This window comes from Tepidimonas alkaliphilus, from assembly GCF_007556595.1.
Lineage (GTDB): Bacteria > Pseudomonadota > Gammaproteobacteria > Burkholderiales > Burkholderiaceae_C > Tepidimonas > Tepidimonas alkaliphila.
Window position 1 is genome coordinate 236,988 of the sequence record NZ_VJNB01000001.1, and the last position, 21,676, is coordinate 258,663.

Here is a 21,676-nt window from a genome sequence, read left to right on the forward strand (position 1 = left end):
GAGCGAGCTCTGGGGAGCGGACGTGCCACGTCGCTTCGACCCACGTTGGGCTTGGCTGCTGCTCGGCGCAGCCGTCGTCTCGCTGGTGTGGCTGGCGGCCACCGTCGGGTTGATCGCCCTTACGCTGGAGCCGCCCGCCCGCCAGCGCATGCTGGCGTTGCTGGGCGATCGCTGGACGCTGGCGCTGCTGATGTGGCTGCTGGGCATGGCAGCTATCGCCTGGGGGTTGCAAAAGGCCTTTGAAGTTGCGGTGCACCCCTGGCGGCGGTTGGCCGAGGAGGCGGCGGTGCGGTTGACCTCGCCGGCGGCGCCGGCGCTGCCGGAGCGCGGCCCCGCCGACGTGCGTCGGGTCGCGCGGCTGTTCAACGAGCTGCTGCGGCAACGCGATGAATGGCGCAGCGAGGTGCAAACGCGCGTGCGCGAGGCCGCGCGCGCCATCGAGCAGGAAAAGCAGCGGCTGGCGGCGTTGATGGCCGAGCTGACGCAAAGCGTCATCGTCTGCAACCTCGACGGACGCGTGCTGCTCTACAACCAGCGCGCGCGCTGGCAAGTGCGCGCCCTGTCGCAGGCGCCGGCGGCGCTGGCCGGCGCTGAGTTGCTTGGGCTGGGGCGCTCGATTTACGCGGTGCTGGATCGCAGGCTGATTGCCCATGCGCTGGAGGAGCTGCGCCAGCGCTTGCGCAAAGGCGCCGTTCAGCCCAGCGCCCAGTTCGTCACCGCCACGCGCAGCGGCCAGCTGTTGCGCGTGCAGGTGGCGCCCGTGCGCGACCTCGGCGATGCCGGGCAAGGGGAGGGGATCAGGGACCCGGCGGCGCTGGCGGGGTTTGTGTTGCTGCTGGACAACATCACCCGCGAGTACGAGCAATGGCAGCAAGCCCTGCAGCGGTGGAACGAAGCGCTCCACAAGGTCGAGGCGGAATGGGCTGACGTGGCCGCCGCGTGGCAACTCGCCGCCGACGGGGCGCGGTCGGCAGAGGTTCAAGGCGCGCTGCCGCAACGCCTGCACGCGCTGCGCCAGCAATTGCAGCAGGCGCTGCGGGCTGCGCAGGCGCAGGCGCAGGCGTGGGTGCATTGGCCCGCCGAGGAGTTGCGCGGCGCCGACTTGCTGGCGGTGTTGCAGCGCCGCTTGTCCCAGCTCGAGGGGTTGCAAGTCGAAGTGGAACCCTGCGCGTTGGATGAGGTCGTGCGCGTGGAACCCTTGGGCCTAGCCCATGCGTTGGCCGGCGTGCTGCAACGGCTGTGCAACCACCGCCCCAACCACGGCGCTTGTTTGCGACTGCGGGCCCTGCAGGGCGATTCAGGATGCATCCGGCTGGAGGCGGTATGGCCCCAGCCCGCTGGCGCGGATTGGCCGCTGCACGCTTGGCTCGAAGAGGCGGACGCAGCGCCGCTGAGCCTGCGCGAGCGGCTGCAGCCATTCGGTGGCGGCTGTCGCTGGCAACTTGACGAAGAGGGGCTCCGTCTTTGCCTGGATCTGCCGCTGGCGCCGCATCCGGCGCCGCCGCCGCCCGAGATGCCGATCACCAGCCGGCCTGAGTTTTATGATTTTGATTTGTTTTCCTCGACGCCGGCAGCGCTGGCCTGGGATGAACGACCGCTGGCCAGCCTTTCTTACACGGTGTTCGACACCGAGACCACCGGTTTGCAGCCGTCCAAGGGCGATCAGATCCTTCAGATCGGCGCCACCCGCATCGTCAACGGTCGCCTGCTGCGCCATGAAAGCTTCGAGCAGCTGATCGATCCCCAACGCCCGATTCCGCCTGAGAGCACCGCTATTCACGGCATCACGCCTGCCATGGTGCGCGGCCAGCCCACCATCGAGCAGGTGCTGCCCGCCTTTCATGCCTTTGCGCGCGACACGGTGCTGGTGGCCCACAACGCGGCCTTTGACCTGCGTTTCTTGCAGCTCAAAGCCCGCAGCGCGGGTGTCACGTTCGACCAGCCGGTGCTGGATACCTTGCTGCTGTCGGCGGTGGTGCACCCGCAGCAGCCGTCGCACAGCCTGGAGGCGATCGCGGCGCGTTTGGGCATCCCGGTGCTGGGACGCCACACGGCGTTGGGCGACGCCCTTGTCACGGCAGAGGTGTTCCTGCGCCTGATCCCGCTGTTGGAAAAGCAAGGCATCGTCACGCTGGGGCAGGCGCGTCGCGCCGCGGAGCGCACCTACTACGCGCGCCTGACATATTGATTGATCGGCCAGCCAACCCGTGCAGCAGGTCTTGCGCGTGAACTCAGAAGCGTCCGGCAAGGTAGCGCTTTTCCAACACGCTTTGCAAATCTTTGACCACCGCGAAGGCGTCTTTGAGGTGGCGCCGCTCCAGCGCCGACAGCTCCGCCGGTCGCAGATGGTTGTTGGCCGCATGCCCGGCCTCCAGCTGCCGTGCTTGATGCCGCACGCGCAGCGTGCTCAAAAATTCCAGCGCATCGACCAGGTCGCGCGCCCGATCGGGGCTGATTTCGCCGCTGTCGGCGCCGCGCAGCAGCCGCTCGCGCGTGTTGACCGCGGCGATGCCACCGGCCAGCGCATACACCCGCGCCAAATCCACAATCGGCACGATGCCGCTGTGTTTGAGGTCGATGGCGCCGGCGTGCTCGCCGTCGCGCAGGGTCTGAATGCGGCCAAGCCAGTTCAGCGGCGGCGTGTGCGTCAGCGCGTTGGCGACCATGTGCGCAAGGAAAATGCGCTGCCCCGGCGTGCGCGCCAGCACTTCGGCGCGCAGCGTCTCCAGCAGCCCGCGCTCGCCAGCGACGAAGCGCTGGTCGAAGAACACGCAGGTCAGCATCAGCGCCTTCGGGTCCGGCGTCTCGATCCAGCTGCGAAACAGTTCTTGCCAGCGCGCCCGCGGCAGGCGCCACTGGGGCGTCGTCGCCATCATCTCGCCAGGGCAATAAACGTAGCCGCAGGCATGCAGTCCATCGCATACCCAGCGGGCCAGCGCCGCAAAGTAAGCGCCATGGCGCGCCTCGTCATAGGCATCGTCCAGCACCAGGCAGTTGTCTTGGTCGCTTTGGGCGGTTTGCTCGTTGCGGCCCTGCGAGCCGGCTGCGACCCACGCGTAAGGCACCGGCGGTGGCCCGAGCTCGCGCTCGGCCAGCTGCAGCAGCCGCATCGTCAGCGCATCCGTCAGCGCCGAGACCACCCGCCCGATGGCGTGCGCCGAGGCGCCGGCGGCCACCAGCTGGCGCTGCAATGCACCGACGCGTTGGGTCACTCTGCGCAGGTCTTCCACCGTGTCTTGCTGGTGGAGGGCGTGCGCCAGCACCACCGCCGAGTCGCTCTGGCGCTGCTGCAGGTCGGTGCTGGAGATCAGCCCGACCACGCGTCCGCCTTCGGTCACTGGCACGTGATGGATGTTGTGCCGCGCCATCAGCAGCAGCGCATCGAACGCAGCGTCGCCAATGTCCACTGTCTGCAGCGCCGTGGTGGCAATCTCGATCACCGGCCGCGCCGGGTCGAGCCCGGCGGCCAGCACGCGGTTGCGCAGGTCGCGGTCGGTGACGATGCCGCGCAGCGCCCCCTCTTCGGCGATCAGCACCGAGGAGACGCCGTGCTCGCGCATGCGCTGGGCGGCGGCGCGGATCGGCAGCTGGGGCGGCACGCACAATGGCGCGCGGCGCAGCAACGCGCGCACCGGAGTGGCCGACAAGATCGGGGTGTCGTCGTGCGACGGGGCTGACATAAGGCGACAACCTGACAGGTGGCGCTAACATCGCCATCCTACCGCGCCTGCCAGCCGATTCACTCATTTGGGCATGTCCGCCTCCCCACCCCACACCGATTTGACGCGTCCCTTGCTGGCGCTGTATGCGCGCTTTGCGCTGGCGTTCGTGCTGTTCATCGTGCTGCTGGGGGCACTGGAGCAGCTGGGCTGGCCGCGCACCTGGATCGGCATGCTGCTGTTGCTGGCCACGCTGGCCGTCTATGCCACCATCGGCGTGTGGGCGCGCACCGTCGATCCGGTGGAGTATTACGTCGCAGGTCGGCGGGTGCCGGCGCTGTTCAACGGCATGGCGCTGGCGGCGGATTGGCTGTCGGCGGCGTCGTTCATCGGCCTGGCCGGCACCTTGTTCATGCAGGGCTATGGCGGGCTGGCGTTTGTGCTGGGCTGGTCGGGTGGTTTCGTGCTGGTGGCCTTGCTGTTGGCCCCCTATTTGCGCCGCTTCGGTCAATTCACGATCCCGGACTTTCTCGCCGAGCGCTACGGCGGCGTTTGGCCGCGTCTGATCGGGGTGGTGGCGGTGTTGCTGTGTTCGTTTGTCTATGTGGTGGCGCAGATCGTCGGGGTCGGGCTGATCACCTCGCGGCTGACCGGGCTGGCGTTTGAGGTGGGCGTCTTCCTCGGACTGGGCGGCATTCTGGTGTGCTCGTTCTTGGGCGGGATGCGCGCCATCACCTGGACGCAGGTGGCGCAATATATCGTGTTGATCGTGGCGTTTGTCACGCCGGTGCTGTGGCTGTCGTTGAAGCAGACCGGCTCGTGGCTGGCTCCGTTGGCTTACGGCACGCAACTGCAGCTGGTGACCGCACGCGAACAAGCGCTGCGCGACGCGCCCGAGGAGCGGCACGTGCAGCGCATCTGGGCCCAGCAGGCGCAGGTATTGGAGCAGCGACTGCGCGACCCTGCCGCGGCCTTGCAGCGCGAGCGCGCCCAGCTCGAAGGTCATTGGCAAGCGCTGCAGCAGATGGGGGCGGATCCGGCAGAGATCGCGGCGGTGGAGCGGGCGCTGGCGCGCCTGCCGCGCGATGAGGCCAGCGCCCGCCAGCTCTGGAGCCAGCAGTGGGCGCAAGCGCAAGCGCGCGCCCAGCCGCTGGGCGGCCTGCCGCCCCATGCGCAGCCGTTTGCGGGTGATCCCGACGGCTCGCCACAGGAGCGCGCCGCGTTTGAGCACAGCCGGCGCAATTTTTTGGCGTTGGTGCTGTGCTTGGTGCTGGGCACCGCTTCGTTGCCCCATTTGCTGATGCGCTTTTACACCGTGCCCAGCGTGGCCCAAGCCCGCACGTCGGTGGCGTGGGGCATTGTGTTCATCGCCATCCTGTATTGGACGGCGCCGGCGTTGGCGGTGCTGGTGAAATACGAAGTTTTTACGCAGCTGGTTGGCACCCGCTTTGAGGCGCTGCCGTCGTGGGTGGCGGCGTGGAGCCAGGTTGATCCATCCCTGCTGTCGGTGCACGACGTCAACCGCGACGGTGTGCTGCAGTTGGGCGAAATCACGCTGGGTGGCGACATCATTGTGCTGGCTGCGGCCGAAATTGCGGGCCTGCCCTATGTGGTCGCCGCGCTGGTGGCCGCCGGGGGCTTGGCTGCGGCGCTGTCCACGGCGGATGGTCTGTTGCTGACCATCACCAGCGCCCTCAGCCACGATGTGTATTACAAGACCCTGGCGCCGGCAGCGGTGACGGCGCGCCGGGTGGCGTTGTCCAAAGTGGTGCTGCTGTTGGTGGCCTTGCTGGCGGCGTATGTGGCTGCGCAAAAGCCGGCGGACATCCTGTTGCTGGTGGCCGCGGCGTTTTCGATCGCGGCCGCAGCCTTGTTTGCGGCGCTGGTGCTGGGTATTTTTTGGTCCCGCGCCAATGGCGCTGGGGCGGTGGCGGGCATGCTGGTCGGCATGGGCGTCACGCTGGGCTACTTGGCATGGAACCAGCCGTGGCTGCGCGGGGTGCTGGGCATCACCGGCGAGCCGCGCCTGTGGTGGGGAATCGACCCGATTGCCGCCGGCGTGTTTGGCGTTCCCGCCGGGGCGCTGACGCTGGTGGTGGTCAGCTTGCTGACGCGCCCGCCTTCGCCTCAGCGACGCGCGTGGGTGCGGAAGTTGCACGTTCCTGGCCCGGACGAGCTACAATAGAGGGCTTCCTTGCCGCACCCGACCGACGCCGGGGCGGCAGTTTTTCCATAAGGAGTGTGCATGCGTCATTACGAAATCGTGATGTTGATCCATCCGGATCAGAGCGAGCAAGTGCCCGCGATGCTGGAGCGCTACAAGGGCATGATCACCGCCGGTGGCGGCATCATCCACCGTGTGGAAGACTGGGGGCGGCGCCAGCTGGCCTATCAAATCAACAAGCTGTCCAAGGCGCACTACCTGTGCCTCAACATTGAGGCCAGCAAAGAGGTGATGGCCGAATTGGAAACGGCGTTTCGCTTCAACGACGCCGTGCTGCGCCACCTGGTGGTGCAGAAGAAGAAGGCGGAGACTGCCCCGTCGGCCATGATGAAAGCCGTGGAGCGCGAAGAGGCGCGCAAGGCCCAGGCGCAACAGGAGGCGGCCGCCTGAGCGAAGTTGAGCGCGACCCGCCGCGGTTGCCTGCGGTCAATTGTTTTTGTCTGCAGGCCAAGATGGTCGAGCGGGCTGCCTTGCGCTACACCCCTGCCGGGTTGGCGGTGCAAGAGCTTGTCCTCGAGCACCAGTCGTGGCAGGAGGAGGCCGAGGGTCAGCGCTTGGTGAATTTGCGGATTCAGGCTGTGGCGATGGGGGTGCTGGCTGAGCGTCTTGCTCATGGTAACTTGGGTGCAGCCTTGCAATGCCAGGGTTTCTTGCTCTCGCCGCGGCGTGGCCGAAGCGTTGTTTTTCATATCCAGTCTTTTGAATTGCTACAGGAAAGTTGATCATGGCGACAGCTCCACGCAACACGAGCGCACGTCCAAAGCGCGCCAGCAATAACCTGCTGTTTAAGCGCAAAAAATATTGCCGTTTCACAGTCGCCGGCGTTGAAGAAGTTGATTACAAGGATATTGAGACCTTGAAAGACTTTATCGCCGAAAACGGCAAGATCATTCCGGCGCGCTTGACTGGCACGCGCTCTATTTACCAGCGACAAGTGGCCAAGGCCATCAAGCGGGCGCGCTTCCTGGCTTTGCTGCCGTACACCGATCAGCATCGCGTTTGAAGGAGCCCGCAACATGCAAGTGATTTTGCTTGACAAGGTCGTGAATTTGGGCAACCTGGGCGACATCGTCAAAGTTAAAGACGGTTACGCCCGCAATTATTTGATTCCAACCGGACGCGCGCGTCGCGCAACCCAGGCAGCCATTGAGGAATTCAACGCCCGCCGCGCCGAGCTGGAAAAAGCCGCTGCAGCCAAGCTGGCCGAAGCCAAGGCGTTGGCAGAGAAGATGTCAGGTCACACGGTGCGCATCGTGCAAAAGGCAGGGGTGGATGGGCGCCTTTTCGGCTCGGTGACCAACCATGACATCGCGGCGGAACTTGCCAAAGCGGGGTTCCCGGTGCATAAATCGCAAGTGCGCATGCCCAACGGCGTCTTTAAAAACGTGGGCGATTACACCGTGCAGATTGGCCTGCACACCGACGTGACGGTGGAGGTCAATGTGCAAGTGCTCGGTGAAACCGTCTAAAACGTCGATCGCGCAAAAGTTTAAACGGGCCGCCATTCAAAGGTGGCCCGTTTGATTTGAAGACGGCTGCTTTGGGGAGTCGTCAGCTTGGATGGCTAAGCTCACCAAAGCCGCCACCACGGCCCGCGGTCGATTGTCAAGCCCCGGGTCAGCAAAGTGCTTTGCGGAAAATTCAATTCCAGCACGCGGCGCGCATCATGCGCCTGTTGCTCCATGCCAAGCGCCTCATACGATTTGTAGAGCAGATACAGCGCTTCCTCGTTGGCGGGGGCGTTGGGGTAGTCGCGAATCGCCAGTTGCGCTCGGTTGATCGCCGCCACATAAGCGCCGCGCCGAAAATAATAGCGAGCAATGTGCACCTCCGATTGCGCCAGCGCATTGACAATATAGACCATGCGCTGGCGGGCATCGGCGGCGTAGCGCGAATCAGGAAAGCGCTCGACCAGTTGCTTGAACGCTTCAAACGAGTCTTTCGCTGCTTTTTGGTCGCGTTCCGAGAGATCTTGCTGGGAGATAAACCCGAACAGGCCCAAGTTGTCGTTAAAATTGACCAGGCCTTTCAGATACAGGGCGTAATCGAGCGCTGGGCTGGTGGGATGCAGCCGCATGAAGCGATCCAGCGTCGCCAGCGCTTGCGCGGGCTCGCCATTTTTGTAGTGCGTGTAAGCCTTCTCAAGCTGGGCTTGTTGCGCCAAAGGCGTCCCGGCGGCGCGGCCCTCGAGCTTTTCAAAGTATTGGATGGCCTTGTCGTAATTGCCGGCGGCGCGCTCATCCATCGCCTCGGCATAGAGTTTGTTGGGGCTCCAGTTGGCCGTGGCATCTTTGGGGGGGCTGCTGGCGCAGCCGGCCAGTGCGGCGGTCAGCACTGCCAGTGCGCAGGCCCGGCCAGGCCATGACAGTAGGGTAGGGAAGCGAGGTCTCATCGATGGGCCGCAAGGGGGCGGGGCGTCCCGCCATAAAGAGGAAATGAGGCAATCCATTATAGAGATCGACCACGCCGACGACATGCTGGACGAGGCCAGCGTGGAGACCCGCGTGTTGAGGGTGGACGCCGACGGCCATGGCCAGCGGCTGGATCGCTGGCTGGCGCAGGTGATGCCCGGCTTGTCGCGCTCGTATTGGCAAACCGGCATCGAGCAGGGGCATGTGTCGGTGGATGGGCTGCCGGTCACCAAATGCGCGCGTCGCTTGGCGGCAGGGCAGACGGTGACGGTGCAGCTGCATCCGGTGCCGCAGGCCCAGGCGTATGCGCCGCAGCCAATGCCGCTGTCGGTGGTGCATGAAGATGACCACCTGCTGGTGCTCGACAAACCTGCGGGCTTGGTCGTGCATCCTGGCGCAGGGCATTGGAGCGGCACGTTGCTCAATGGCTTGTTGGCTTACCATCCGGGGGCTGCCGGTTTGCCGCGCGCCGGCATCGTGCATCGACTGGACAAAGACACCAGCGGGCTCATGGTGGTGGCCAAAAGTCCGCACGCTTATGAGACCTTGGTGGCGGCCATCGCCGCGCGTCAGGTGCAGCGTCTTTATGTCGCACTGGCTTGGGGGGCGTGGCGCCGCCCTGCGCAGTGCACGGTGGAGGCGCCGATCGGGCGCGATCCTCGCCAACGCTTGCGCATGGCCGTGCTGGCCTGCGGCGGCGCGGGGGCGCGGGCGGCGCGCACCGACCTGCGCGTCCTGGATGGCCACGCGTCCATGACTTTGCTGGCCTGTCGGCTGCATACCGGACGCACGCACCAAATCCGGGTGCATCTGGCCTGGCTTGGGCATCCGTTGGTGGGAGATGCGCTCTACGGCGGACGCGCGTTCGATGGGCTGAGCCGCCAAGCGCTGCACGCGGCGCAGCTTGGCTTGCGTCACCCGGTCACTGGGGCGTGGCAGGTGTGGCGCAGCGCGCTGCCGCACGATTTGGCGCAAGCGCTTCAGCGCAGCGGTCTGCACTACAATGCCGCGCTTCTTGACGAGCATGAGCCGGGCGGCGCAAGCGGAGACAGGGCATGGATCTAGACGAGGCGCAGCCGGTGCTGGAGGCCGCGTTGCTGTGCGCGGGCCGTCCGCTGAGCGTGTCGGAGTTGGCGGCGCTGTTCGACGGCGCACTGTCCGCCAGCGATGTGCAGGCTGCCCTGCAGCGGCTGCAGCAGAGCTGGCAGGGCCGTGGCCTGACGCTGGTTTGCGTGGCAGGCGGGTGGCGCTTTCAATCGCGTCCCCATATGCACGCCTTTCTACAGCGGCTGCATCCCGAAAAGCCGCCTCGTTACAGCCGCGCGGTGCTGGAGACGCTGGCCGTCATTGCCTACCGTCAGCCCGTCACCCGGGGCGACATCGAAGCCATCCGCGGCGTGACGGTGGGCACGCCGATCTTGCGTCAGCTTGAGGAACGCGGCTGGATCGAGGTGGTGGGCCATCGCGACACGGTAGGGCGGCCCGCGCTTTACGCCACCACGCAGCAGTTTTTGCAAGATTTGGGCTTAGAGTCGCTGCAAGCGCTGCCGGCGCTGGATGGCGCCGTCCCCGAGCCTCAACCCGATTTACCTGGCTTGGCTGCGTCCGAGCCGATGACGGAACAACCGGCATGAAACGATCCCGATCTGCCGCGGCATCAGCGCCGCGCGAGCCACGCTCGGCGGCCGGCTTGCCGTCGGCCAAGCTGCATAAGGTGCTGGCGCAGCTAGGGCTGGGCTCGCGGGCGGACATGGAGGCCGCGATTGCCGCCGGGCGCGTGAAGGTCAACGGTCAACCCGCGCACGTGGGGCAGCGCGTCACTGTGCGCGACACCATCCATTTGGATGGCCAGCAGGTGCGCTGGCGCGCGCAGCGTTCGCGCTTGCCGCGCGTGCTGGCCTACCACAAACCGGTGGGCGAGGTGGTGACGCTGGACGATCCGCAAAACCGTCCGACGCCGTTTGCTCGTCTGCCGGCGTTGCGGCAAGGCAAATGGATGGCGGTCGGGCGGCTGGACATCAACACCGAAGGCTTGCTGTTGCTGACCGACAGCGGCGAGCTGGCCAACCGGCTCATGCACCCTCGATTCGGCCTGGAGCGCGAGTATGCCGTGCGGGTGCTGGGCGCGTTGTCCAGCGACGAGCGCGAGCGCTTGCTCAGCGGGGTGGAGCTGGATGACGGCCCGGCCCGGGTGCAGGCGCTGGAGGAGCTTGGCGGCACCGGAGCCAACCGCTGGTATCGGGTGGTGCTGACCGAGGGGCGCAACCGCGAGGTGCGGCGGTTGTTTGAGGCGGTCGGGCATGCGGTCAGCCGCTTGATCCGGGTGCGGTATGGCACGGTCACGCTGCCGCGCGGCGTGCGGCGTGGCACGTGGTGGGAGCTGGAGCCGCAGGCGGTGGCCGATCTGATGGCGCAGGCCGGCTTGCCGCTGCCCGCAGACCAGCAGCCTCGGCCACGGGCCGCCGCCACCTCGCCGGCGACAGGATCGCCCCGTTCACGAGCCAGCGCCAGCGGCGTGGCGGCGGCTGTCAACAAGGCGTCCAGGCCCGCGGCACCCCAAGCGCCGACCTCGGCGCGCAAGTCAGGTTCGCGTTTGTCCGCGCGACGTCAAAACGGCTAAAATCGCAGTTTTTGCAAAAGCAATCATCATTTCACCATGGCTCTTGAACGCACGCTTTCGATCATCAAGCCCGACGCCGTCGCCAAGAACGTGATCGGCCAGATCTACAGCCGCTTCGAGGCGGCCGGCCTCAAGATCGTCGCCGCCAAGATGGTGCACCTTTCTCGCCGGGAGGCCGAGACCTTCTACGCCGTGCACCGCGAGCGGCCCTTTTTCAAGGATCTGGTCGATTTCATGGTGTCGGGCCCGGTGATGGTGCAAGTGCTGGAAGGGGAAAACGCCATCGCCAAAAACCGCGAGCTGATGGGGGCCACCGACCCGAAGAAGGCCGCCCCTGGCACCATTCGCGCCGACTTTGCCGACAGCATCGACGCCAACGCCGTGCACGGCTCGGACGGCCCTGATACGGCAGCCGCGGAAATCGCCTTCTTCTTTCCCGGCATGGCGATTTACTCCCGCTGATCTTATGGTATGACGGCCAATTTGCTCGACTTCGACCTCGAGGGGTTGGCCGCCTTCTGCGAGCGGCTGGGCCACAAGCGCTTCCGCGCGGTGCAGCTGTTTCGCTGGATCCACCAGAAGGGGGTGGCGCGCTTCTGGGACATGACCGACCTGGCGCGCGACCTGCGCGCGCGCCTGGCCGAGGTCGCCGAGGTGCGCGCGCTGCCGGTGTTGGCCGAGCAGGTCTCGGCCGACGGCACGATCAAGTGGCTGTTCGACGTCGGCGACGGCAACGCCGTTGAGTCGGTCTTCATCCCGGAGGACGACCGCGGCACGCTGTGCGTGTCCAGCCAGGCCGGCTGCGCGGTCGGCTGCCGCTTCTGCTCCACCGGGCACCAGGGCTTCAGCCGCAACCTCACCACCGGCGAGATCGTTGCCCAGCTCTGGCACGCCGAGCACGCGCTGCGGCGCCGCTTGGCCACGTCCGAGCGCGTCATCTCCAACGTGGTGATGATGGGCATGGGCGAGCCGCTGCAGAACTACGCCGCGCTGGCGCCGGCGCTGCGCGTGATGCTGGACGACCACGGCTACGGCCTGTCGCGGCGGCGCGTCACGGTTTCGACTTCGGGCGTCGTGCCGATGATGGAGCGCCTGGCGCAGGACTGCCCGGTGGCGCTGGCGGTGTCGCTGCACGCGCCGGACGACGCGCTGCGTGACGAGCTGGTGCCGCTGAACCGCAAGTATCCGCTGGCCGAGCTGCTGGACGCCTGCCTGCGCTACCTGCCGGCGGCGCCGCGCGACTTCATCACCTTCGAATACTGCATGCTCGACGGCGTCAACGACACGCCGGCGCACGCCGAGCGGCTGATCGCGCTGCTGCGCGGGCACCGCGGCCGCGGCGTGCCGTGCAAGGTCAACCTGATCCCGTTCAACCCGTTCCCGCAGTCGGGCCTGCGGCGCTCGCCGCGCGAGGCGGTCAAAGCCTTTGCCGACCGGCTCAACGCTGCCGGGATCGTGACCACCATCCGCAAGACGCGCGGCGACGACATCGACGCTGCCTGTGGCCAGCTGGCTGGCGAGGTGCGCGACCGCACGCGCGCGGCACAGCGGCTGGCGCGCCGGCGCGTGGTGCCGCTGCGCGTCGAGCGTGGTCGCTCGCCCGCCCCGGAGGTGGCGTCATGACCCGGGCGCGCGCCCGCGCAGCCGCTTGGGGGCTGCTTGTGCTGGCGTTGGCCTCCACGCTGGCCGGCTGCGCCGGCGCGCCGCGGCCCGGCACCGCCGGGCAGGACTGGATCACCGAGTCGGACGAGCCGCCGCAGCGCAAGCGCGCGCGCACGCGGGTGGAACTCGCCTCCGGCTATTTCGAGCAGGGCCAGCTGACGGTGGCGCTGGACGAGGTCAAGCAGGCGATCCAGATCGACCCGACCTACGCCGCCGCCTTCAACTTGCGCGGCCTGATCTACACCGCGCTGCGCGACCCGCGGCTGGCGGAAGACAGCTTTCAGCAGGCGTTGCGGTTGAATGCGCGCGATGGCAACACCTGGCACAACTATGGCTGGATGCTGTGTCAGGATGGGCGCTATGCGGCTGCATTCGACGCGTTTGCTCGCGCCCTGGATGCGCCTGCTTATCAAGGCGCCGCCCGCACTTGGTTGGCTAGGGGGGTGTGTCAGGCGCGGGCCGGCCAGCCGCTGGAGGCCGAGCGCTCGCTGTTGCGCGCGTTTGAGCTGGATCCAGGCAACCCCGTGACCCTGTTCAACCTGGCGCTGCTGCTGCACCAACGCGGCGACGATGCTCGCGCCCAGTTTTACGCACGCCGGCTCAACAACTCCGAGCTGGCCAACGCCGAGTCGCTCTGGCTCGGTCTCAAGATTGAGCGCCGGCTCGGCAACAAGGATACGGTGGCGCAGCTGGCCGAACAGCTGCGGCGGCGCTTTCCGGCCTCGCGCGAGGCTGGGGCGCTGGAAAGGGGGGCTTGGGATGAGTAGCGGGCCATCCGCGGAGACGGTGGCGACAGCCTACCTGGATGCGGGGACGCGACTGCGCCAGGCGCGCGAGCAAGCAGGGGTGCCCATTGAGGCGCTGGCTGCCACCCTGAAGGTGCCGGTGCAGCGCCTGCAAGCGCTGGAGGCCGGGGCTTATGAGGCGCTGCCAGATGCCACGTTCACGCGCGCGTTGGCCTTGTCGGTGTGTCGGGCGCTCAAGATCGAGCCGGCGCCGGTGCTGGCCGCTTTGCCCAGCGGGGAAGCGCCGCGCTTGACGCCATCCAGCGGGGATTTGGGCGCGCCGATGCCGCGCAAGGAGGCCGCGCCGGCGTTTGCCAACCCTCCCGCCGCGCGGCGTCGCCGTTGGCCTTGGGCGCTGGCCGCCGGGCTGCTGGTGGCTGCGCTGCTGGTTGGGCTGTGGCCTGATGAGGAGGGCGCATGGCTGGCGCTGTCGCCCAGCTCAGAGCCTGAAGGCTCAACCGACCTTTCATCAAGCGGCGGTCAAGATCCTGCGCCGGCGCTTGCCGCGGCTCTTCCTCCAGCGAAACAGGATCAGGGTCGGCAGTCAGCCTCCAGTGCAGGCGGCTCCGTCGGGACATCCGCCCCGGCGACGCCTTCCGGTCAAGCAGTCTCGGTGACCACGCCGGCGGCCGACGGCCCCGGGGCGGCGGCGCAGGCGGCGCCGGGCTCGGCGTCGGTGCAGACCGCAGCGGTTCCCGCTCCAACGCAGTCGGGCGGCGGCGGGGCGCTGGTTTTGCGCACGTCGGCCACCAGTTGGATCCAAGTCACCGGCTCGTCAGGGCGCGTCTGGTTGCAGCGCAACGTGCAGCCGGGTGAGACGCTGCGTTTTGACGACGACTTGCCGCTGGCGGTGGTGGTGGGGCGCGCCGACGCCACCACAGTGGAAGTGCGTGGCCGGCCTTTGGATTTGACGCTGATGGCGCGCAACAACGTGGCCCGCTTCGAGGTTCGCTGACCGGTTCATGGACGCCTCCATTCCTGCCGCCGCGGCGGCTGATGATGATCGACCGATCCCGCTTGCGCGCCCCGCCGCGCGGCGCACGCGCCAGGGCGTGGTCGCCTGGGGCTCGCACCGCGTCACGGTGGGCGGCGACGCTCCGGTGCGCGTGCAGTCGATGACCAACACCGACACCGCCGACGTCATCGCCACCGCGATCCAGGTCAAGGAACTGGCGCTGGCCGGCTCGGAGCTGGTGCGCCTGACCGTCAACCACGATGAGGCCGCGCGTGCGGTGCCGCACATCCGCGAGCAGCTCGACCGCATGGGCGTGCCGGTGCCGCTGATCGGCGACTTTCACTTCAACGGCCACCGCCTGCTGCACGACCATCCAGACATGGCGCAGGCCCTGTCCAAGTACCGCATCAACCCCGGCAACGTGGGCCGCGGGGACAAGAAGGACAAGCAGTTCGCGTTGATGGTGGAGGCCGCGCTGCGCTGGGGCAAGCCGATCCGCATCGGCGTCAACTGGGGCAGCCTCGATCAGGAGCTGCTGGCCGAGCTGATGGACGCCAACGCGCGCCGCGCGCAGCCGTGGGACGTGCGCCAGGTCATGTATGAGGCGCTGATCACCTCGGCGCTGGCCTCCGCCGAGCGCGCGCAGCAGCTCGGCATGAAGCCCGAAGATATCGTGCTGTCGTGCAAGGTGTCGCACGTGCAGGATTTGATCGCGGTCTATCAGGAGCTGGCGCGCCGCTGCGACCACCCGCTGCACCTGGGCCTGACCGAGGCCGGCATGGGCACCAAGGGGGTGGTGGCCTCCACCGCGGCGCTGGCGGTGCTGCTGCAGCAGGGCATCGGCGACACGATCCGCATCAGCCTGACGCCGCAGCCTGGCGAGCCGCGCACGCAGGAGGTGGTGGTGGCGCTGGAGATCCTGCAGGCACTGGGGCTGCGCGCCTTCGTGCCGAGCGTGACCGCCTGTCCGGGCTGCGGGCGCACCAGCAGCACGCTGTTCCAGGAGCTGGCCAAGCAGATCGACGACCACCTGCGCGCCGCCATGCCCGAATGGCGCCGGCGCTACCCCGGGGTCGAGAACCTGAAGGTCGCGGTGATGGGCTGCATCGTCAACGGCCCGGGCGAGAGCAAGCACGCCGACATCGGCATCAGCCTGCCCGGCACCGGCGAGGCGCCGGCCGCCCCGGTCTACGTCGATGGCCAGAAAGTGGCCACGCTGCGCGGCGAGCGCATCGCCGAGGATTTCCGCCAGATCGTCGAGGACTACGTGGCGCGCCGCTGGGGCGCGGGCGCCACCCCCCAACCGCACGCATGAGCGAACGCATCACCGCCGTCAAGGGCATGAACGACATCGCGCCGCCGCAGTCGGCGCATTGGGAGTGGCTGGAGGCGCGCGTGCGCGCGCTGCTGCAGCGCTACGGTTACCGCAACATCCGCACGCCGATCGTCGAGCCGCTGGCGCTGTTCGTGCGCGGGCTCGGCGAGGTCACCGACATCGTCGAGAAGGAGATGTACGCCTTCGAGGACCGGCTCAACGGCGAGCAGCTGGCGCTGCGTCCGGAGGGCACGGCCGGCGTCGTGCGCGCGGTGGTGGAGCACGCGCTGCTCTACGACGGGCCCAAGCGCTTCTACTACATGGGGCCGATGTTCCGGCACGAGCGGCCGCAGCGCGGGCGCTACCGGCAGTTTCACCAGATCGGCGTGGAGGCGCTCGGCCTCGCGGGGCCGGAGGCCGACGTCGAGCTGATCACGCTGGCCGCGGATCTGTGGCAGGAGCTCGGCGTGCAGGACGTGACGCTGGAGCTCAACACGCTGGGCCAGCCGGCCGAGCGCGCGGCGCACCGGCAGGCGCTGATCGCCTACTTCGAGCAGCACCGCGACCAGCTCGACGAGGACGCGCGCCGCCGCCTCTACACCAACCCGCTGCGCATCCTCGACACCAAGAACCCGGCGATGCAGGCGCTGGTGGAAGGCGCGCCACGGCTGCTGGATCACCTCGGCGCAGCCTCGCGCGCGCACTTCGACGCGGTGTGCGCGCTGCTGGACGCGCAGGGCATCGCCTACCGCGTCAACCCGCGGCTGGTGCGCGGGCTGGACTACTACCACCACACGGTGTTCGAGTTCGTCACCACGTCGCTGGGGGCGCAGGGCACGGTGTGCGCCGGCGGGCGCTATGACGGGCTGGTCGCCGAGCTGGGCGGCAAGCCCGCGCCCGGCGTCGGCTGGGCGATGGGGGTGGAGCGGCTGCTGGCGCTGCTGGAGGCGCAGCAGCGCCTGCCGGCCCCGCCGGTGCCGGACGCCTACGCCATCGTGCCGGACGAAGCGGCTTGGCCGCGCGTGCTGCCGGCGCTGCGCGCGCTGCGCGCCGCCGGCCTGCAGGTGCTGATGCACGCCCGCACCGCCGACGGTCTGGCCGGCATGAAGGCGCAGTTCAAGAAGGCCGACGCCAGCGGCGCGCGCTACGCGCTGATCTTCGGCGCCGACGAGCTGGCGCAGGGCATGGTGGCGGTCAAGCCGCTGCGCGCCGAGCCGGGCGGCGCCATCACCGAGCAGGTGCGCCGCCCGCTGGACGAGGCGGCCCAGTGGGCCTCGGAGTTGCTGTCACCGTCAATTTCGTGAAGGCTGCCGACCGCACCCCCTACAATGCGGGGCGACGCACCACACCAAGGTTTCATGGCCGCATACGATTGGGAAGAACAAGAGCAGCTCGCGCAGCTCAAGGCGTTTTGGTCGCGCTGGGGACAGGCGATCCTGTGGACGTTGACAGCGCTGCTGCTGGCTTACGCCGGCTGGCATGGCTGGCAGTTTTGGCAAAACCGTCAGGCGCTGCAAGGGGCTGCTTTGCTCGACGAGCTGGAGCAAGCCGTTGACGGAGCCGACACCGACCGCGTGCAGCGCGCATGGGCTGACCTGCAGGCGCAGGCTGGAGGTACCGCGCAGGCGCGCCTGGGCGCTTTGCTGGCCGCGCGCACGTTGGCCGAAGCGGGGCGAGCTGAGGAGGCGCGCGCGGCGCTGCGCTTTGTGCTGCAGCGGCGTGACGACGATGAACTGGCCGCCGTAGCCCGGCTGCGGCTGGCGGGCTTGGCGCTGGATGCCCAGCAGTGGGACGAAGCCCAGCGCCTGCTGGAAGCGCCGGTGCCAACGGCCTTGCAGCCGTGGCGTGACGATCGTCTGGGCGATTTACGGCAGCGTCAGGGCCAGCCCGAGGCGGCGCGCGAAGCCTATCTGAAAGCGTGGCGAGGACTGTCAGCCGACATCGGCTGGCGAGCCATCGTCGAGGCCAAGTTGAACGCGCTTGGCGTCGATCCAAGCGAGAAGGAAGGGCAGCCATGAGACCGTCCGTTCGGCGTGCCATCCTTCGCGGGGCGGGGCGTCCCGCGCTGGCGCTGGCTGCCGCCTGGCTGATGTCGGCCTGCTCCAGCGGCCCTCCCAAACCGCAGCCAGCGCCGCTGGAGCCGGTGGTGCCGCTGGTGGAGGCGCGTCAGGTCTGGACGCAGTCGATCGGCCCGGTGGACGCGCTGTTGACCCCTGTGGTGCGCGACGGTCAGCTGGCGCTGGCCAACGCCGCCGGCGAGGTCAGCGTCCTCGACGGCGAGACCGGACGGCTGCGCTGGCGCGCGGCGGCCGGCGCGCCCATGGCCGCCGGCGTCGGCTTCGACGGCCGCCGCGTGGCGCTGGTGACGCGCGCTTCCGAATTGGTGGTGCTGACCGAAGCCGGCGTGGCGTGGCGCCAGCGCCTGCCGGCGCGCGTCTTCACCGCGCCGCTGGTAGCCGGCGAGCGCGTCTTCGTGCTGGCCGGCGACCGCAGCGTCACCGCGTTCGACGCGCGCAACGGTGCGCGCTTGTGGCAGCAGACCAGCCGCGGCACCGAGCCGCTGGTGCTGCAGGAGCGCGGCGTGCTGACCGCGGTCGGCAACACGCTGGTGGCCGGCATTGGCGGCCGCATGGTCGGGCTGAACCCGGACAACGGCAACATCCGCTGGGATGTGGCGGTGGGCCGCACGCGCGGCGCCACCGAGGTCGAGCGGCTGGTGGATCTGGTTGGCCGCACCGGGCGCGACGGCGACGTGCTGTGCGCGCGGGCGTTTCAGGTCGCCATCGGCTGCGTCGATGCCGCGGCCGGGCGCCTGCTGTGGACGCAGAGCGCCGACGGCGCCACCGGCGTGCAGGCCGACGCCGAGCGCGTCTATGGCACCGAGGCCAACGGGCGCGTGATCGCGCTGGCGCGGCGCGACGGCGCGCGGCAGTGGGTCAACGAGCGGCTGCTGCACCGGGGCCTGAGCGCGCCGCTGGCGATCGGGCGGTCGCTGGCCATCGGCGACGCGCAGGGCTACGTGCACCTGCTGGCGCGCGCTGACGGCGCCATGCTCAACCGCCTGTCCACCGACGGTTCGGCGATCGTCGAGGGACCGCTGGCGGTCGGCAACACGCTGATCGCCGTCACGCGCAACGGCGGCGTTTTTGCCTGGCGGCCGCAATGACCGCGCCGACCCCCGTGGTGGCGTTGGTCGGGCGACCCAACGTCGGCAAGTCCACGCTGTTCAACCGCCTCACGCGCAGCCGCGACGCGCTGGTGGCCGACCTGCCGGGCCTGACGCGCGACCGCCACTACGGCCAGGCGCGCTGGGGCGGGCGCGACTTCATCGTCGTCGATACCGGCGGCTTCGAGCCGAGCGCCGAGCAGGGCATCGTGCGCGAGATGGCCAAGCAGACCCGCCAGGCGGTCGCGGAGGCCGACGTGGTGCTGTTCGTGGTGGACGTGCGCGCGGGCCTCACCGCACAGGACCACGACATCGCCGCCTACCTGCGCCGGCTGGGCAAGCCGGTGGTGCTGGTGGCCAACAAGGCCGAAGGCATGCGCGAAAGCGGCCAGTGGGCTGAGTTCTACGAGCTGGGGCTGGGCGACGTGGTGCCGGTGTCGGCGGCGCATGGGCAGGGCCTGCGCTCGCTGGTGGAGGCGGCGCTGGCGCGGCTGAACCTGCCGGAACCGGACGAGGCGTCCGCCGAGGGGAACCAGGCGCGCGGCGACGACGGCGTGATCCGCTTGGCGGTGGCCGGCCGGCCCAACGTCGGCAAATCCACGCTGATCAACGCCTGGCTCGGCGAGGAGCGGCTGGTGGCGTTCGACCTGCCCGGCACGACGCGCGACGCCATCCGCGTGCCGTTCGAGCGCCAGGGCCGGCGCTTCGAGCTGATCGACACCGCCGGCCTGCGCCGCAAGGGCAAGGTGTTCCAGGCGGTGGAGAAGTTCTCGGTCGTCAAGACGCTGCAGGCGATCGAGGGGGCGCACGTCGTGCTGCTGCTGCTGGACGCCACCGAGGGCGTCACCGAGCAGGACGCGCACATCGCCGGCTTCATCCTCGACAGCGGTCGCTCGGTGGTGCTGGCGGTCAACAAGTGGGACGCCGCCGACGACTACCAGCGGCAGTTGGCGCAGCGCTCGATCGAGGCGCGGCTGGGCTTTCTCAAGCACGCGCCGCTGCACTTCATCTCGGCGCGCCAGCGCCAGGGTATCCAGGCATTGTGGGGCTCGATCGTGCGCGCCTACGAGTCGGCGATGATCAAGATGCCCACGCCCTTGCTGACCCGCCTGCTGCACGAGGCGGTGGCGTTTCAGGCGCCCAAGCGCGTCGGCCACGTGCGCCCCAAGCTGCGCTACGCGCACCAAGGCGGCAGCAACCCGCCGGTCATCGTCATCCACGGCAACGCGCTGGAGCACGTCGGCGACGCCTACCGCCGCTACCTCGAGGCGCGCTTCCGCAAGGCGTTCGACCTGGTCGGCACGCCGCTGCGCATCGAGCTGCGCACGCAGGACAACCCCTTTGTCTGACCGCAACGCGTGGCGCGGATGATTGTGGTAACTTTGGTTTTGCGTTTCTGCACTTCACTCACACTTACACGGACGATATCGTGAGCAACAACAAGGCCCAACTCCTTCAGGATCCGTTTCTCAACCAGCTGCGTCGCGAGCACGTGCCGGTTTCCATCTATCTCGTCAACGGCATCAAGCTGCAAGGGCAAATCGAGTCGTTCGATCAGTATGTCGTCTTGCTGCGCAACACAGTGACACAGATGGTCTATAAGCACGCCATCTCCACCATCGTGCCAGGACGCCCGGTTCAATTCACCCCAGGCCAGGCCGCTGAGGGGGGTGCGTAAGCGCTGTGCATCGTGGCGTCAGCGCTGTGCCGGCTGCGTCCGCGCCGGGGGTGATCCTGGTCGGGGTTGACCTGGGGCAGCGATCTTTCGATCCGACGCTGGCCGAGCTGGCCGAGTTGGCGCGTAGCGCGGGCTTTACGGTGCTTGACCGTGTGGTTTGTCGGCGTCAGGCACCCGATGCGGCTCTCTTCGTTGGCAAAGGCAAAGCCGACGAGATTCAAGCCTTGGCTGCCGCTCATGGGGCCAGCGAAGTGCTGTTCGATCAGGCGCTCAGCCCCGCGCAGCAGCGCAACCTCGAGCGGCACCTGAAGCTGCCGGTCAACGACCGGGTGCTGCTGATCCTCAACATCTTCGCGCAGCGCGCGCGCAGCCACGAAGGCAAGCTGCAGGTGGAGCTGGCGCGTCTGCAGTACCTGCAGACGCGGCTGGTGCGGCGCTGGACGCACCTGGAGCGGCAAAGCGGCGGCATCGGCCTGCGCGGCGGCCCGGGCGAGACGCAGATCGAGCTGGACCGCCGCATGATCGCCGAGGCGATCCAGCGCACGCGCAAGCGGCTGGAGCTGGTCAAGCGCCAGCGCCACACCCAGCGCCGCCAGCGCCAGCGCCGCGGCACCTTCGACGTCTCGCTGGTGGGCTACACCAACGCCGGCAAGTCCACGCTGTTCAACGCGCTGGTCAAGGCGCGCGCCTACGCGGCCGACCAGCTTTTTGCCACGCTGGACACCACCACTCGCCAGCTCTACCTGGGCCCCGAGGCCGGCCACGTGTCGCTGTCGGACACGGTGGGCTTCATCCGCGACCTGCCGCACACGCTGGTGGAGGCGTTTTCCGCCACGCTGCAGGAGGCGCGCGAGGCCGACCTGCTGCTGCACGTGGTGGACGTGGCCAACCCTCAGCACCCGGAGCAGATCGAGGACGTGCAGCGCGTGCTGCGCGACATCGGCGCCGATGGCATCCCGCAGGTGCTGGTGGCCAACAAGCTTGACGCGCTGCCGCCGGCGCAGCGGCCGCGGACGCTGCGCGACGAGGTGGAACTCGAAGGGCGGCGCGTGACTCGGGTGTTTGTCAGCGCCCTCACCGGCGAGGGCCTGCCGCAGTTGCGGCAGGCGTTGGCCGAAACCGTGGTCGCGCGCTCACCCAGGCTGACCGCGCATCCGGGCGATGCGGCACAATTGGCCTATCCCTCATGAGGAACGCAAGC

21 protein-coding genes and 1 pseudogene are annotated in these 21,676 nt (G+C 68.4%); 20 read left to right on the forward strand and 2 right to left on the reverse strand.

The genetic code is table 11. The features are described from left to right. The first annotated feature begins 22 nt into the window (after positions 1-22). The gene (locus tag Talka_RS01140; RefSeq protein WP_143889180.1) at positions 23-2,188 is read left to right on the forward strand and encodes a 3'-5' exonuclease; all 2,166 of its coding nucleotides are present in this window, start codon (positions 23-25) and stop codon (positions 2,186-2,188) included. 43 nt (positions 2,189-2,231) lie between these two features. Here Talka_RS01140 and Talka_RS01145 read toward each other — a convergent pair whose 3' ends face one another. Next, positions 2,232-3,680: a DUF294 nucleotidyltransferase-like domain-containing protein gene (locus Talka_RS01145; RefSeq protein WP_143889181.1), complete on the reverse strand. Its 1,449-nt coding sequence runs from the start codon at positions 3,678-3,680 to the stop codon at positions 2,232-2,234. A gap of 73 nt (positions 3,681-3,753) precedes the next feature. Here Talka_RS01145 and Talka_RS01150 point away from each other — a divergent pair, with 73 nt between their 5' ends. The 5 genes from Talka_RS01150 to rplI are packed head-to-tail and all read left to right on the forward strand — an operon-like array spanning position 3,754 to position 7,352. Beyond that, positions 3,754-5,844 carry a sodium:solute symporter family protein gene (locus Talka_RS01150; protein ID WP_143889182.1) on the forward strand — a complete coding sequence of 697 codons (2,091 nt, stop codon included), beginning with the start codon at positions 3,754-3,756 and terminating at the stop codon, positions 5,842-5,844. 60 nt (positions 5,845-5,904) lie between these two features. Further along, positions 5,905-6,273: a 30S ribosomal protein S6 gene (gene rpsF / locus Talka_RS01155; RefSeq protein WP_143889183.1), complete on the forward strand. Its 369-nt coding sequence runs from the start codon at positions 5,905-5,907 to the stop codon at positions 6,271-6,273. A gap of 26 nt (positions 6,274-6,299) precedes the next feature. After that, a complete protein-coding gene (gene priB / locus Talka_RS01160) occupies positions 6,300-6,605 on the forward strand; it encodes a primosomal replication protein N (protein WP_342781009.1) in 306 nt (101 codons plus the stop codon). Positions 6,606-6,607: 2 nt separating this feature from the next. Beyond that, entirely contained in the window at positions 6,608-6,886 is a 279-nt protein-coding gene (rpsR, locus tag Talka_RS01165; protein WP_143889185.1) for a 30S ribosomal protein S18, read from the forward strand. 13 nt (positions 6,887-6,899) lie between these two features. Continuing rightward, a complete protein-coding gene (rplI, locus tag Talka_RS01170; protein WP_143889186.1) occupies positions 6,900-7,352 on the forward strand; it encodes a 50S ribosomal protein L9 in 453 nt (150 codons plus the stop codon). Between the two features lie 101 nt (positions 7,353-7,453). Here rplI and Talka_RS01175 read toward each other — a convergent pair whose 3' ends face one another. Then, entirely contained in the window at positions 7,454-8,275 is an 822-nt protein-coding gene (locus tag Talka_RS01175) for an outer membrane protein assembly factor BamD (protein ID WP_143889451.1), read from the reverse strand. A 43-nt stretch (positions 8,276-8,318) separates the two neighbouring features. Here Talka_RS01175 and Talka_RS01180 point away from each other — a divergent pair, with 43 nt between their 5' ends. The 14 genes and pseudogenes from Talka_RS01180 (at position 8,319) to hflX (ending at position 21,665) form a co-directional block, all read left to right on the forward strand. Then, complete coding sequence (locus Talka_RS01180) at positions 8,319-9,359, forward strand: RluA family pseudouridine synthase (RefSeq protein ID WP_143889187.1); 1,041 nt, start codon at positions 8,319-8,321, stop codon at positions 9,357-9,359. Then, positions 9,350-9,907 (forward strand): annotated as a pseudogene (gene scpB, locus Talka_RS01185) (SMC-Scp complex subunit ScpB); the annotation flags it as partial. The gene Talka_RS01180 and the pseudogene scpB, both read left to right, overlap by 10 nt. 17 nt (positions 9,908-9,924) lie before the next feature. Then, complete coding sequence (rluB, locus tag Talka_RS01190; RefSeq protein ID WP_143889189.1) at positions 9,925-10,914, forward strand: 23S rRNA pseudouridine(2605) synthase RluB; 990 nt, start codon at positions 9,925-9,927, stop codon at positions 10,912-10,914. A 36-nt stretch (positions 10,915-10,950) separates the two neighbouring features. Further along, entirely contained in the window at positions 10,951-11,376 is a 426-nt protein-coding gene (ndk, locus tag Talka_RS01195; protein ID WP_143889191.1) for a nucleoside-diphosphate kinase, read from the forward strand. Positions 11,377-11,385: 9 nt separating this feature from the next. Further along, positions 11,386-12,537, forward strand: coding sequence for a dual-specificity RNA methyltransferase RlmN (gene rlmN / locus Talka_RS01200; RefSeq protein ID WP_143889193.1), 1,152 nt, complete (start codon positions 11,386-11,388; stop codon positions 12,535-12,537). Further along, positions 12,534-13,343: a type IV pilus biogenesis/stability protein PilW gene (gene pilW, locus Talka_RS01205; protein ID WP_143889195.1), complete on the forward strand. Its 810-nt coding sequence runs from the start codon at positions 12,534-12,536 to the stop codon at positions 13,341-13,343. Before rlmN ends, pilW begins: the two co-directional genes overlap by 4 nt. A 19-nt stretch (positions 13,344-13,362) precedes the next feature. Next, a complete protein-coding gene (locus Talka_RS01210; RefSeq protein WP_185970015.1) occupies positions 13,363-14,316 on the forward strand; it encodes a helix-turn-helix domain-containing protein in 954 nt (317 codons plus the stop codon). A gap of 7 nt (positions 14,317-14,323) precedes the next feature. Next, complete coding sequence (gene ispG / locus Talka_RS01215; protein WP_143889198.1) at positions 14,324-15,631, forward strand: flavodoxin-dependent (E)-4-hydroxy-3-methylbut-2-enyl-diphosphate synthase; 1,308 nt, start codon at positions 14,324-14,326, stop codon at positions 15,629-15,631. Beyond that, positions 15,628-16,935, forward strand: a complete 1,308-nt coding sequence (hisS, locus tag Talka_RS01220) for a histidine--tRNA ligase (protein ID WP_143889200.1) — start codon at positions 15,628-15,630, stop codon at positions 16,933-16,935. The genes ispG and hisS overlap by 4 nt, the downstream gene beginning before the upstream one ends. Positions 16,936-16,989: 54 nt before the next feature. Further along, on the forward strand, positions 16,990-17,649 hold the full coding sequence (locus Talka_RS01225) for a YfgM family protein (protein WP_185970016.1): 660 nt from the start codon (positions 16,990-16,992) through the stop codon (positions 17,647-17,649). After that, on the forward strand, positions 17,646-18,797 hold the full coding sequence (gene bamB, locus Talka_RS01230) for an outer membrane protein assembly factor BamB (protein WP_143889204.1): 1,152 nt from the start codon (positions 17,646-17,648) through the stop codon (positions 18,795-18,797). Before Talka_RS01225 ends, bamB begins: the two co-directional genes overlap by 4 nt. Further along, complete coding sequence (der, locus tag Talka_RS01235) at positions 18,794-20,146, forward strand: ribosome biogenesis GTPase Der (RefSeq protein ID WP_143889206.1); 1,353 nt, start codon at positions 18,794-18,796, stop codon at positions 20,144-20,146. Before bamB ends, der begins: the two co-directional genes overlap by 4 nt. Positions 20,147-20,226: 80 nt before the next feature. Next, entirely contained in the window at positions 20,227-20,475 is a 249-nt protein-coding gene (gene hfq / locus Talka_RS01240) for an RNA chaperone Hfq (protein ID WP_143889208.1), read from the forward strand. Positions 20,476-20,501: 26 nt separating this feature from the next. Beyond that, complete coding sequence (gene hflX, locus Talka_RS01245) at positions 20,502-21,665, forward strand: GTPase HflX (protein ID WP_246100513.1); 1,164 nt, start codon at positions 20,502-20,504, stop codon at positions 21,663-21,665. Positions 21,666-21,676 lie beyond the last annotated feature (11 nt).

Bases quoted from the DNA above. Each gene is read 5' to 3' on its own strand.
- Talka_RS01145 (WP_143889181.1), bottom strand. From the start codon at position 3,680: ATGTCAGCCCCGTCGCACGACGACACCCCGATCTTGTCGGCCACTCCG.
- Talka_RS01150 (WP_143889182.1), top strand. From the start codon at position 3,754: ATGTCCGCCTCCCCACCCCACACCGATTTGACGCGTCCCTTGCTGGCG.
- rpsF (WP_143889183.1), top strand. From the start codon at position 5,905: ATGCGTCATTACGAAATCGTGATGTTGATCCATCCGGATCAGAGCGAG.
- rpsR (WP_143889185.1), top strand. From the start codon at position 6,608: ATGGCGACAGCTCCACGCAACACGAGCGCACGTCCAAAGCGCGCCAGC.
- rplI (WP_143889186.1), top strand. From the start codon at position 6,900: ATGCAAGTGATTTTGCTTGACAAGGTCGTGAATTTGGGCAACCTGGGC.
- Talka_RS01175 (WP_143889451.1), bottom strand. From the start codon at position 8,275: ATGAGACCTCGCTTCCCTACCCTACTGTCATGGCCTGGCCGGGCCTGC.
- Talka_RS01180 (WP_143889187.1), top strand. From the start codon at position 8,319: ATGAGGCAATCCATTATAGAGATCGACCACGCCGACGACATGCTGGAC.
- rluB (WP_143889189.1), top strand. From the start codon at position 9,925: ATGAAACGATCCCGATCTGCCGCGGCATCAGCGCCGCGCGAGCCACGC.
- ndk (WP_143889191.1), top strand. From the start codon at position 10,951: ATGGCTCTTGAACGCACGCTTTCGATCATCAAGCCCGACGCCGTCGCC.
- rlmN (WP_143889193.1), top strand. From the start codon at position 11,386: ATGACGGCCAATTTGCTCGACTTCGACCTCGAGGGGTTGGCCGCCTTC.
- pilW (WP_143889195.1), top strand. From the start codon at position 12,534: ATGACCCGGGCGCGCGCCCGCGCAGCCGCTTGGGGGCTGCTTGTGCTG.
- ispG (WP_143889198.1), top strand. From the start codon at position 14,324: ATGGACGCCTCCATTCCTGCCGCCGCGGCGGCTGATGATGATCGACCG.
- hisS (WP_143889200.1), top strand. From the start codon at position 15,628: ATGAGCGAACGCATCACCGCCGTCAAGGGCATGAACGACATCGCGCCG.
- Talka_RS01225 (WP_185970016.1), top strand. From the start codon at position 16,990: ATGGCCGCATACGATTGGGAAGAACAAGAGCAGCTCGCGCAGCTCAAG.
- bamB (WP_143889204.1), top strand. From the start codon at position 17,646: ATGAGACCGTCCGTTCGGCGTGCCATCCTTCGCGGGGCGGGGCGTCCC.
- der (WP_143889206.1), top strand. From the start codon at position 18,794: ATGACCGCGCCGACCCCCGTGGTGGCGTTGGTCGGGCGACCCAACGTC.